The organism is Chitinophagales bacterium, from assembly GCA_020636495.1.
In the GTDB taxonomy this organism is placed as follows: domain Bacteria; phylum Bacteroidota; class Bacteroidia; order Chitinophagales; family Chitinophagaceae; genus UBA5543.
Genome location: JACJXQ010000010.1, coordinates 61,956 through 74,379 on the forward strand (window position 1 = coordinate 61,956; position 12,424 = coordinate 74,379).

Consider the following 12,424-nt stretch of genomic DNA (forward strand, 5'->3'; position numbering starts at 1 on the left):
ACTGTTATTTATTGCGGGTTGTGACGCACTTATACCATACTAAATCAATTAATTCACTTAATTTTTAAAATTATGAAATTCAGAATACAGGAATATGACAACAACGGAAATTTAGCGAAAGATACTATCATACACCTGCCGACCAGGAAACAGGCTATAAAGTTTTGCGAAACTTTAGAAACGTATACCAGGCATTCAATAACACTTGAAGCTATTAACCCGAAAAATCCCGGCAATGTGGTACAGATAGCACACATACCCAAAAAAGCATACGGGTACGATAACGCACCAAAGGACCACCCCGATGTTATAGGCACACTGTAAATTAACTCACTTAATTTTTAAAAACCCCCGATAATGGAAAAATACGCTATAGTTTATAACCATACAGGCACGGTAATAGCCGTAATACCGAATTACAGGGCAAAAGCCGCATTAACCCGTAAAATAGAACAGGCCGCTAAGGATGCTTACGGGTTAATAACGGCAAGACTACAAACCCCGTTAAAGGCTTCGGACCTTACAGAAGATAAAAAGCTGATCTATTTAACGGGTACAGAGTACAGAGGTATATTAGAATATCAATACACCGTGTATGTACAATTAGCCCAAAGGTATTAACCCCCCTATCAACCCCATACAAAACAAACCAATAAAGGAAAAGAAAACAAACATTTAAAGACGTTCATTGTTAATAAGTCCCGATACTTAACCGCTATATCTATAGCAAACAAGTATCGGGACTTATTATTGCGTATAAGTATTAATCCCACTATCACCCCCGTATAAGATAAACACGGGAATAAGTAACAAACCTCAACACATAGTAAAACACCCCAAAGTAATAAAACACCCCAAAGTAATAAAACACCCCGCAATACCAAGGGAATAAATAATAAGCCATGTACACAATATGTAAACATACACAGGATAAAGCACAGAGCAAGCAAATAACCCGTATCGGCTATTAAATGGTATATACCTACACAAACCCACATACACCCGTGAAATAAGGCTGAAAACACTAAATACCCGCATAGCTTGCCCGAAATAAAAATACACCCGTATAAACAATAAAAAACCCCCGCAAAAGCAGGGGTTAACAGAGTGTGGAAATACCCGTTATAATGGGCAGGATACCCGGTGTATTAATGGCACTTTATTAAGCATATAACCCCGTAACCGTGTTAGATGGGACTTTACCGTATCGGTAATATCACAATTCACCGCATTACGGGCGTATTCCAATAACCCGCTAACCTCATGGTTATCCCCGTAAAAACCCCCGCAACTGTCTATTTCCTCACCTACGGGGTTTTCAATCGTATAGTAATACACATTCCCCGTGAGATAATCGTTATATGTTTCAATCTCACCCCGTAGATAATCTTCAATACGGTTAACCCATTTACGGGTAATTCTCTTAACGCTATACTCTGCCCTTGCCCGTTCCTTTGATACGTATATGATACCAATTAACCCGCTATCCCACGGGCACGTAAACCCCGTAGTATTGATAGTTAGCCCGCTATGATCATATAGGTAAACGGGCAGTACTATATAACTACCCCGCATACGGGTTAACAGTATGTTGAATATAGTATTATACCCGTTTTGAGTATCATACAGTCGGTTATATTGCTCAGGGGTTAAGCCTATCATTTCGGCCATACTTTCGCATAATTCGGGGGTTTGTTCGTCCCCTAACCTGTATCGCCTGTGCTGCGTTAGTATGGTCCCCAAATTATCAAATTCTTTGCGGGGGTTCATTGCATCCGTATCATATGCTATATTGATACTATAACCTTTGTAGTTGATTGTTTCTATTGATTCCATTTTATGATGTTTTTAATAACAAATAATTTAATTGATTAATATTATGTGTTTTCAGTGTTTACGGGGGTTAAGGTGCTATGACCTCACGGGCAGGATAAAAGTATGCTTTGCTAATTGTGGATATAATTGTTATTATGGCATATACATATAGATAACCCGTTTTTACGGGGTTTTCGTCCGTAGCGTTTCGGTAACATGTTCTAATGTTGTATCAGGATGCAAGACAAAATAGTGATTCCCTTGCTTATCCCAACTATCCGCAATTACTTTAATATCCTGCCACTCCGTTAACCAGGTTGCAACATGTTGGCCATATGTGGCCGTCTTTACGTGTGACGTTGATAATATGGTAGATTCCCCCGTCATTAGGTTAATCAGTTTTAACCGTGTTGGTTTGTTGTTAGTTGCGAGTAATACCCTTAGTTGTAATATGATTGTACGATCTATTTTTACTATGTCAGTCATTGTTAAAAGTTTTATGATTAAGTGAATTAATTTTTTTATTCAGTCACGGGATAGCAGGAAATAACACTTTTATGCAGTTTAAACCCGTAACCGTCTAATAATACATACCCGTCTTTATCTATTCCCGCAATTTTGTAAACACCCGTTTCCATACTGTTAAGAGTACGAAATTCTATCCTATAGCTTTTACCCTTTACGGGTGTTACTGGATTAAGCCTATTTAGATAGTCTTTATAAGCCTGCTTCGGACTGATAAATGTATCAGTAATAATAAACATACCCGTCTTAGCTTCGGCCTTGCCTATGATGTTATAACCCCACATTTTAAGGTTAGGCCTTACAAGTTCGGCTATATCGGTGTATGGATCAGCGTTTTTTATCTCAATACGCTGGTATTGCCTGAAACGGGGGGAATGTACAGTTAAGGTTAACACCCCGTCAAATTTGTGGGTAATGTGCAACACGTGCAGGTTATCTATTCTGTTCATTGCTAAAAGTTTTATGATTATTATATTATTTCTTGCAATTCTTTTTTTACAAACCCCACATAAGTAGCAGTACAAACAAAATTAGCAGGGTAATAAACCGCACTATATTTATCTGTTATAGCATCCAATACGGTTGTTAATACGTCAGATATTACGTCAGCTGGTACGTCATTGTAATGACTATATATGGATGTTTCTAATTCTTTCATGGTTAGGCTATTGCCGTACGTGGCGTGCTCTATGAACATCATTAAATTTTCAATACTGTAATTTGGCATAAAATTTATATTTAACGTAATTAAGTGAATTAATACATGAATAGTCGTTCTATACCTACTGTAATAGTGCCATTATTACCGTTTAACTGAAACTCTATAAACCCGTCATAATCTGTATACGCCGTTAAAATAGGGGTGTTTAGTATGTCTGTTTTGTAGTATTCTGATAACATCAGTTTTATTTTTTCCTTTACTTTGTTATTACCTGTTAAGCCTTTTAGGCTTTTAACGGCATTGCTTATAGCTATTCCCCCGATTAGGTTACCATTTTCTGATATTGCAAACGTCATTGTTGAAAGTTTTAAAGATTAAGTGAATTAATTAAAGTTCTATTTCCATTGTGGGTGCAAGTGTATACAGGTTATTAGCTATGTAGGTATTAAGACTATCAACCGCAATAGTATACTCAACCTCTTTGTTATTACCTCCTAACATGAGCAATTTTACTTTTTTACCCGACATACTCAATACGTATATGTGATTGCCCGTAATAGCGTGTATAAAGTGCGTATTGATACCTATATGAGCTAACACCCCGTTAATAACTACGGCTAACGGTTGGTCGTGTACATATACGGGAGTATCGGATAGGACCTTTGTCGCATAATGCATTGCATCAGCTGGATATTTAAACGGGTATATACACTTATACCCCGCTAATATGGTTATATCTTCAATCGGGGTGTTACATGTAGTTACCCCGTTTGTATATACAGGCATAAATTCGTCTTGACGTACGGTAAGTGTTTCATATGCTTCAGCACTTAATAATATCCCGATGTTATCGGGGTGTATACCATTGTTAAATAATGTGATTGCGTTCATTGTTATTAGTTTTAGTTGTTAGTTAATAGATGTTATTTGATAAGCATACACGAAACGTTCTGTATTGTCAGGTAGTAGTATATCAAAACATTGTTTCCCTTTGTGTACACCTATTTTGGTTACCGCACCCGTTAATATAGTGCCGTGTATGTCTGCAGTTATAATGTCACCTATTATAACGTCATTTACATTTATACCGTGTTCATTGTTCATTGTTATTCGTTTTAGTTGTTAGTTAATCCGGTGTGTTATCCTCCCGTCTCAATTGCAATATTAGTCATAATAGTTTTATTAGTGAATACTTATATTTTATCGGGTGTATAGATAAAAGCTATTTAAATGCCCGTATGCGTGACGGTAATTGTGTGGTATGAACATACCCCGTAGTAGGACCTGTTATAAATAGAAACTATCGGGTGTATAGATCACCGCTATTATAGCCCAGGTCTATACAGCAAATAAGTTTTAGCTATTCAGCAGGTAGCATTTTAGACCACTCACAATCCACGGGTAATTTTATCGTCAAAAAAATTTTACACCAAAAATTTACTTATAATACAATACACCTACACACAAACGGGGAATACCAACTACGGCAGCCATACCAACCGCAAAACTCCCCCCATACCACGCACACCCCGGCAAAAAAAATATGCGGGAAAAATTTTTACACCAAAAAATTAACTGACTTAATTTTCGGGGATGCCTATAACGGGTATAAGAAATATCTATGGTAATTATCGGCGGGAGTATTTACTTTTGTATAAAATGGAATGGTATGCACTACGCTACACACGAACCTGCAATAATACGGGTACTTGATAATACACCGGATAAACGGCACTACAATTTACCTGACGGGGACATAGAGACACGGATACAGAACCGTAACCGCTATGATCATTCACGGATAGTTTATGTGCGTAATCCGTTATTCATACCAGGTAGTTTCGAGCAACCCGCATTGGTCGCATTGCTTGACGGTGAGTATGAAGTTGTTAAATGGGCTAAAAAATAACTGATATGAAAATACTGATAATCGGGCACGCCGGACACGGCAAAGACACCGCGGCAGAAGTTTTGATGAATAACGGATTTACAGCTACGAGCTCATCCATATACGCGCTTCATAAGTTCGTATACCCATTGCTTAAGGTTAGGTATGGGTATAAGGACACCGCTGAGTGCTTTAAAGACCGGGTGAATCACCGCCGGGAGTGGTTTGACTTAATAGCGGCTTATTCAAAGGATGATCCGTCCCGACTTACCCGCGAGATACTGGAATCAAACGACATCTACATAGGTATGCGGAACATGGAGGAGTTCACCGCGTCTGAGAAGCTGTTTGACCTGATCGTAGCAATAGATGCTTCTGAACGGTTGCCCTTGGAGGACCCATCATCTTTCAACATCCCGCTTAACGTGGCTGATATAATCATCTACAACAACGGGGACGCGGATGACCTGAAATGGAATATGAACAAGTTAGTTGGGATACTCAGCAGCGTAGAGGATCAGATAGAGGTTGATGTGGCTTTGGGAGGTTCGGGTAATACTTACGAGTTTATTCAGAATATGCTGAGAGTACATTATCCCGCATCCTACGAGAATAAGATGAAGTACCTGGCAGATAAGGCTAACAAGTTACCGGGTGCGGCTACTGAACGCGGGGAAAAGGTAGTTATTGACAGAACACCTATTGAGGAGTACCTACACGACACGTCCGTTAAACTCGAAAAGGCTTTTAATGCATTACCGGGTGTTACTGGGGATGAGCTTTCTAAGGGTTCTGATGGTACGGTGTATCGGGACGTGTCGGGTGACCAGGTCGTTAATCCGTTTGTGGGTAATATAGCCGCAGTAGCACCACCAATGCATCGGGCAGGTCAGCCTAAGCAGCCACAAACGACACCGCGGGAGTATGCTGAGGTATTATGCGAAGTAATGCAGGCCATAACGCCAGATGCCGGGTTATCTGCCCGTATCATGGCATCCGCGTTAACCCTGGTACGTAATTATCCTGAATTAACTATAACTGACGCTATTCACCGCGCGGTGAAGGAGTGGAAAAAATAAGACACCTACTATGGACATATGTATTGACTTTGACGGTACTTGCGTAACACACGCTTACCCATCGGTGGGTAAAGATATAGGTGCGCAGTCGGTATTGTTAGAACTTGTAGCTAACGGGCATAACCTTATACTATTCACCATGCGGTCTGACGGGCGTATGGATGGCACAACCCCATTAACTGATGCGCTGGATTGGTTCAGACGTAATGATATACCGTTATATGGTATTCAGAGTAACCCGACACAGCATACGTGGACACAATCCCCCAAAGCCTACGGGCACATTTATATAGACGATGCCGCACTGGGGTGCCCACTTATGCGTGATAAATCAGCTTCTCCACGACCTTTTGTGGACTGGGTACGGGTACGGGAGATACTGGTACAGGCAATGGTTATAAAGTAGTATATTTGTACCCTGACAATTTAAAATACAACGATCATGAGTACAGCATATTTACTGCCATCAACGGGTATGGCAACGGTTTTGGAGGATGTGGATGGCGTACCGTTCAATGACACGGCTAAGTCACTGGTAGATGACCCTACATCGGGTTTCAGGCAGGAGACAACGGATCAGAATAATCCATGCATAGCCTCAGACGGGGAGGAGGTAACCATCACCGTATTAGGGTTACCACTTACCACCGTCCAGTTTACACCCCCAAGTACGCCCATAGAACCATAATGAAGTACGTACTGTTATATACCCCGTGGGTGACGGTGTGGGCAACATCTTCATGGTATTACACTGCGAAATCGGTGTGCCTGAATTATGTTGCCTCATCGGGCATAACGGATACTGAGGCTGCCGTTTACATGTCTGAGCAGCTTGCATTACCGCTTCAAACGTCCAGGTTGGCTATATACCTGTCCGTGTTTATATTTGCCTTGCTGGCATACGCCGTAAAGGAACGACCATTACCATACAGGATACAACTGCAGCACATGCTGTTCATTATAGGAGCTAAGGTTATGGAGCACGTAGGCGCAACACTCACCGTATTGGGCTGTGCTTCAAATCTTTCTCCATATACATACGATTCTGCTTCTTATTTATTAGCTTTACTGTACATTATTGTAACCCCTATCCGCATTATTTACTTAGGACGTAAACTGCGATAAATATGTTTCAGGACATAAACTGGTTAAATTTTATGATGTTGGTATTGCCGGTGCTTATGCTGGTGATGGCCATACGGGACGCAAGAACAATAAAAAAACGATACGGTGACCGCAGAACGCACGCCAACGAACATAGACGTAATTAACACCCGCCTGTCGAACATAACGCTCGGCAGGCTTTATACGTACACCGGGGGCGTGGTGGCGGTAATGATGCTTATTTACATTGCATGGTCAGACCTGAACACAACTACCAACAAGATGCGGGAGGACCTAAAAGATGCTGTACGGGAGTTCAAACAGGACGTACAGTTGATGCAGCGGGACATGGACTACCTTAAAGACAAACAGACCCGTTATTACAATGACCTGGAACGCCGGGTAGAGAAATTGGAGAAACTGCACGAGAAATAATTTTGGTAATTGCCGATATTTACTATCTTTGTCCACGAGGGGCTGCCATGCACTTAACTGTGATACCTCTTGGCAGCGAAGCAACGGGTGTTTATAGGACACGGCCTTCCGTTGCTTCATCCCTTAACCTAAAATATAGCCACAGTGAATGTTCTATCTTTATTTGACGGGTGCAGTACCGGGCAGGTAGCTTTACAGAGGGCCGGTATACCTTACAGGTTCTATATGGCATCTGAGATAAATGAAGCGGCTATGCGGGTTACCCGACATAATTTTCCGGCTACTCTAATGTGCGGTGACGTTACTAAATTATCAGCATCTAAACTGCCGGTGATACCCGACCTGGTCATAGGTGGTTCTCCATGTCAGACATTTTCCAATGCGGGTAAACGCACAGGGTTTGATGGTACCAGCGGGTTATTTTGGGAATATGTCAGGGTGCTTAAGGAGGTACGTGCTGTAAACCCCGCAGTTAAGTTTCTATTGGAAAATGTGGTAATGAAAAAGGAATGGGCAGATGCTATAACTATAGCACTCGGTGTATCACCCATAATGATAGATGCTGCATTGGTATCAGCACAATCGCGTAAGCGGTTGTATTGGACAAACATACCGGGCGTTACACAACCCGCGGATCGCGGTATACTTCTTAAGGATATACTGGAACCTGATGTATTTGACTACAATGTACCGGTCAGGGATAAATCAAAGACACTTCGCGTTGGTGATGGTAGCGGGTTAGGGACTAAACAGGAATGGGATTCACCGTTCGTTCACCCTAAGTATTATCACACAGATGCCGCAATTGACTATATGCTCAGACCCGTAGCAGATGGCAGGACACACCTTGACTTCCACCACCACAGTGATTCTGCTGACGATAAAAGTGCTTGCCTTACCGCTAATCTATACAAAGGTGTACCGTACAACGTAGTTGTCATAAGGAAAAACTATGTACAGTTCGATATTTCGGGTAAGGGGCATAATTCACAGCAGGACAGGGCGTATTTCGGGGATAAATCACCCGCACTCACAGTTGAACAAGCTCACCGTACTAAGATACTGGTAGGGGCAGCATCTCGGGGTAGGGAGATAAATGGGAAAATACGGCAGAATATAGAAACCCGTAAAGATGGTAAGGGCAATGCCCTTACCACTGTAGGTAAAGATAGCTTGGTGGCTATGATACAAAACGGGGAATGCGCCATGCGCAGGTATACGCCGACAGAGTGTGAGAGGTTACAGGGTCTGCCTGATGGATATACAGACGTTCCTAACGTATCATTAACACGTAGGTATGAGATGTTGGGTAACGGATGGAATGCTGATGTTATAGCACATATACTATCATTCTTAAAATAATCATATCATGCCAAAGACTAAGATCAAAGGTGTTAAGAAGCCGAAAAGTAAAAAGCCTGTTATTGTAAAAGGGCGGGCTACTATGAAATTTAGTTAAATTCCTATTTTTGTATAAAAGGAATGTATGGCTAAGACAATACATGGCGAACGATTGCCACGACCTATCGGTAAAGGTACAGGCCCTAAGCGCACATTACCGCAGAAGATAGAAGTAGCCCGTAAGATAATAGAGATGTTCAGGACGGGGGTTTATGCACTCGAGTACTGCTGTAACCACTACCGGGTGTCGTTGGCCACCTTTTACCGTTGGGCAGCACCCGCTACCCCGCTTGGGGATTTAATGCTTAAGCAGAAGCCTCTGCCAAAAGGAGCAGTCCCTACCATACAGGAGATGTTCTTAGAAGCCAGGGAGATAGCACTTGGCAACTACCGCCATCAGGTGAAGATGCTTGCCTATGATAAACTTAAGGACAAGATAGAGGGTGAACATTATGAGGAGACAGTATGCGAGTACGCTTTAGATACCAATCTGTATATACTCGATGAGAATAATGTACAGATACCTAACCCGAATTTCGGTAAGCAGATACTGGTAGGTAAAAAGGTAAAAACAGGCCGCAGGGCATCAGATACTACACTCATACGGGATGTTCTGTTTAACCTCGACTCTGAGAATTTCCAAAACGGTAAGGTAGTACAGACAACAAGTAACGTGGAAATAAGTGTACGTAACGTTAATAAAATGACACTGGACGAGATAGCTGCCGAGAAACTGGCAGTACGCCGCCGTTTGGAGAGTTTAGGTGTCAATGTTACTGATGTAGACTACGAGGAGGTTAAATAATGAGTACAGCGGAAAGATTCAGAAAGAAAGCAGAACAGCTACAGCACCAGCGCAATGTAGAGGAGGCAAAGCCTGACATAGAGGCTTACCGTATGTTGGAGGAACGGGAACTGGCATTACTGAAACAAAAGCTATACCAGCACCGCCCGATGGATTGGCTGCGGGAACGCTTCAACGAGGACCCGGCAGACTACCAATGGAGCCTACTACCCGAGTATGCCAAACATAAATGGGACGGTGACCCCGAACCTCTGTACAATGCGTGGATGGATTTAGCGGCAGGCAGATGGGCAGCCATAGAATCAGGTACGGGTACGGGTAAGACTTATGCAGCCGCCCGTATTGCTGTATGGTTCCTTGACTGTTTTCCTGACTCGCTTGTGGTTACAACCGCACCTAAGCAGAAACAGTTGGAAGTGGGGCTATGGAAAGAGGTTAGTACTATATTCAAGAAATTCAAGCGGTTACGCCCGAATGCGGCACTTTATAACCTGCGTTTAGCGGTGGATGATACCGATATAAATAAGTCAGATGATACCGATGATGCGCTAAGTAAGTCCTGGCATATGATAGGTATTGTATCGGGTGTGGGTTCGGACGAGAGTTCTGCGGTTAAGATGCAGGGATTGCATAGGGAACACATGCTTATCATAGTAGAGGAGGCACCGGGTGTGCCTAAAGCGGTACTTACGGCACTAAAGAATACGTGCTCTGACCCGTCTAAGAACTTAATACTTGCCATAGGTAACCCTGATAATATTACGGACTCACTTCACGAGTTCGCAGCACTTCCACAGGTATCATCTTATACTTTATCGGGTAAAGACCACCCTAATGTGGTATGTAAAGACCCATCCCGTATGCCGGGAGCAGTTACACAGAATTTCATAATGAATATGCTGGCTGAGCACGGGGAAAAATCGACCATGTATCAGTCAAGGGTACGGGGTATATCACCGTCACAGGCTGCCGACAGTCTTATTAAGTACGAATGGCTGGAAAAGTGTGTAGACAACGGGCTTAAGTATGACGGTACTTATCATGCGGTCGGTGTAGATGCGGCTAATTCTAAAGACGGAGACAAGGCAGCACTCGCCTGGGGACGTGGTAATATACTGCATGAGGTACAGGAATTTTATTGCGACAATGCTAACCATCTTGCCTATAACCTGCTGTACGATTCGGGTAAGCTGGCAGAATTGGGGTATGCCGATTACGAGACGCGTAAACTCACAGATTACGAGGTAATGAACGGGTTTGTGGGCGTGGATACGGTAGGTTTGGGGTGGGGTACATATAACGTATTGCTGGATGAGGGAGTAGAACCCGTAGCATTACACGGTGGCCAGTGGGCAGATTGCATACCCGAGGAGGATTATTACGATGAGTCAGAGGGTAAAGAAAAGCAGCGTCAGTCTGTCAGGTTTCAGGGACTTCGGTCACAGATGTATTGGGAGCTCAGGGAGGACCTGCGCCAAGGCAAGATAAGATTCGACCTGCAGGATAAGGACGCGTTACGCGAAATATTCATAGAACTCATCAGCATACGGGTAGCTTTTAAAGGTAATTACATAGTAGTTGAGGCTAAGGAGGATATAAAAAAACGCTTGGGTAACAAGTCCCCGAACAGGGCAGATGCTATTGTGTACTGGAATTGGGTACGTAAAGGTTACAGAATGGTATTTGGTGGATTTCCTGTTATGGGGATAGGAACGTAGATTTGTGTAACTTCGCCAAATAATTAAGTCACTTAATATGAATATTCTCGGGTTCTCTATAACGCGGTCCAAAAACATTGATGCTGACCTGGCTATCTTTCAGAAAGCTATGGTAGAACACATGGAGTCAGGTTCACTGGTAAAAGGCCGGTCATCTGAGAATACTACGGTTGATTTTATGTCATCGCTGCTCAACGAGAGTCAGGCCATGAAACCCGAATTTAACATAGAAGTCTTACGCATATGCAATTACCTGGCCAAGCATAACAGTGATATTTCTTATGCGGTTGACAACATTGTGCAGTTAGGTAATACCCCCGAGAACATAACATTTGATGACGGGGTTTCAGCCGATCAGGCAAAGGAGATGATAAAGTACCTGAACGTGTATGAGAAGTCTATATACGCGGGGGGTATGAACAGCCTTAAGAACGACCTGTTTGCTCAGCTTGCCATCACGGGCGCGGTGTCACTGGAAGCTATACCAAAGCGTGACATGTCGGGGCTGGATAAGGTAGTACTCGTTGATCCTTACCACATAAGATTTATTTATAACGATAGTACTTACTCATACGACCCGTATCAGAAATTACCTGATAAACTCGGGTATAAGGATGACCTGCACAAGCTGAACACTGACCAGTATAAGTACTACGCACTCCGCAGGATGTCAGATAGCCCCTACGCCATACCACCGTTCATGGCTGCATTTGAGGGACTGGAACTGGAAAAGGACATGCTTAAGAATATGCGCAACATCATCAGGAAGTTGGGCATATTCGGGTTTTTATCTGTAATGCTCACACCCCCGCGCAGGAAGCAGAACGAGACTGATGCACAATTTACGGCAAGGTGTACGCAGTATTTGGAGAATATAAGACCCGAGGTAGAAAAGGGTTATGCAGGTGGTATGGCTATGGGGTTTGAGGGGCAGACAAAGTACAACATAGAAGCGTCTACTACCAATGTTTCCGGGGCAAGTGATGTAATGGA

18 protein-coding genes are annotated in these 12,424 nt (G+C 42.8%); 12 read left to right on the top strand and 6 right to left on the bottom strand.

What is annotated here, in order from left to right:
* Positions 1-72 precede the first annotated feature (72 nt).
* Positions 73-324, top strand: coding sequence for a hypothetical protein (locus H6550_16275; GenBank protein ID MCB9047692.1), 252 nt, complete (start codon positions 73-75; stop codon positions 322-324).
* Positions 325-357: 33 nt separating this feature from the next.
* Complete coding sequence (locus H6550_16280) at positions 358-621, top strand: hypothetical protein (GenBank protein ID MCB9047693.1); 264 nt, start codon at positions 358-360, stop codon at positions 619-621.
* A gap of 501 nt (positions 622-1,122) precedes the next feature.
* Here the strand turns inward: H6550_16280 and H6550_16285 are convergent.
* The 6 genes from H6550_16285 to H6550_16310 all read right to left on the bottom strand — a co-directional run bounded on the left by H6550_16285 (position 1,123) and on the right by H6550_16310 (position 4,105).
* Positions 1,123-1,836: a hypothetical protein gene (locus H6550_16285; GenBank protein MCB9047694.1), complete on the bottom strand. Its 714-nt coding sequence runs from the start codon at positions 1,834-1,836 to the stop codon at positions 1,123-1,125.
* A gap of 500 nt (positions 1,837-2,336) precedes the next feature.
* A complete protein-coding gene (locus tag H6550_16290) occupies positions 2,337-2,789 on the bottom strand; it encodes a hypothetical protein (GenBank protein MCB9047695.1) in 453 nt (150 codons plus the stop codon).
* Positions 2,790-2,809: 20 nt separating this feature from the next.
* Positions 2,810-2,998 (bottom strand): hypothetical protein, encoded by a 189-nt coding sequence (locus tag H6550_16295; GenBank protein MCB9047696.1) that lies wholly within the window; start codon positions 2,996-2,998, stop codon positions 2,810-2,812.
* A gap of 98 nt (positions 2,999-3,096) precedes the next feature.
* Entirely contained in the window at positions 3,097-3,357 is a 261-nt protein-coding gene (locus H6550_16300; GenBank protein MCB9047697.1) for a hypothetical protein, read from the bottom strand.
* A gap of 31 nt (positions 3,358-3,388) precedes the next feature.
* Complete coding sequence (locus H6550_16305; protein ID MCB9047698.1) at positions 3,389-3,892, bottom strand: hypothetical protein; 504 nt, start codon at positions 3,890-3,892, stop codon at positions 3,389-3,391.
* 18 nt (positions 3,893-3,910) lie between these two features.
* Entirely contained in the window at positions 3,911-4,105 is a 195-nt protein-coding gene (locus tag H6550_16310; GenBank protein ID MCB9047699.1) for a hypothetical protein, read from the bottom strand.
* 565 nt (positions 4,106-4,670) lie between these two features.
* On the opposite strand from H6550_16310, the gene H6550_16315 reads away from it, so the two are divergent.
* The 10 genes from H6550_16315 to H6550_16360 form a co-directional block, all read left to right on the top strand.
* A complete protein-coding gene (locus tag H6550_16315) occupies positions 4,671-4,910 on the top strand; it encodes a hypothetical protein (GenBank protein MCB9047700.1) in 240 nt (79 codons plus the stop codon).
* Positions 4,911-4,915: 5 nt separating this feature from the next.
* Positions 4,916-5,968 carry a hypothetical protein gene (locus tag H6550_16320; protein ID MCB9047701.1) on the top strand — a complete coding sequence of 351 codons (1,053 nt, stop codon included), beginning with the start codon at positions 4,916-4,918 and terminating at the stop codon, positions 5,966-5,968.
* A gap of 10 nt (positions 5,969-5,978) precedes the next feature.
* Positions 5,979-6,374 (top strand): hypothetical protein, encoded by a 396-nt coding sequence (locus H6550_16325; protein ID MCB9047702.1) that lies wholly within the window; start codon positions 5,979-5,981, stop codon positions 6,372-6,374.
* A 36-nt stretch (positions 6,375-6,410) separates the two neighbouring features.
* Positions 6,411-6,656, top strand: coding sequence for a hypothetical protein (locus H6550_16330; GenBank protein MCB9047703.1), 246 nt, complete (start codon positions 6,411-6,413; stop codon positions 6,654-6,656).
* Positions 6,656-7,093: a hypothetical protein gene (locus tag H6550_16335; GenBank protein MCB9047704.1), complete on the top strand. Its 438-nt coding sequence runs from the start codon at positions 6,656-6,658 to the stop codon at positions 7,091-7,093. The genes H6550_16330 and H6550_16335 overlap by 1 nt, the downstream gene beginning before the upstream one ends.
* A 105-nt stretch (positions 7,094-7,198) precedes the next feature.
* Entirely contained in the window at positions 7,199-7,507 is a 309-nt protein-coding gene (locus tag H6550_16340) for a hypothetical protein (protein ID MCB9047705.1), read from the top strand.
* Positions 7,508-7,651: 144 nt separating this feature from the next.
* Positions 7,652-8,869: a DNA cytosine methyltransferase gene (locus H6550_16345; GenBank protein ID MCB9047706.1), complete on the top strand. Its 1,218-nt coding sequence runs from the start codon at positions 7,652-7,654 to the stop codon at positions 8,867-8,869.
* 124 nt (positions 8,870-8,993) lie between these two features.
* Complete coding sequence (locus H6550_16350) at positions 8,994-9,713, top strand: hypothetical protein (GenBank protein ID MCB9047707.1); 720 nt, start codon at positions 8,994-8,996, stop codon at positions 9,711-9,713.
* A complete protein-coding gene (locus H6550_16355) occupies positions 9,713-11,431 on the top strand; it encodes a hypothetical protein (protein MCB9047708.1) in 1,719 nt (572 codons plus the stop codon). Before H6550_16350 ends, H6550_16355 begins: the two co-directional genes overlap by 1 nt.
* A gap of 37 nt (positions 11,432-11,468) precedes the next feature.
* Positions 11,469-12,424, top strand: a 956-nt coding sequence (locus H6550_16360; protein MCB9047709.1) for a hypothetical protein, incomplete at its 3' end; no start/stop codon positions are given.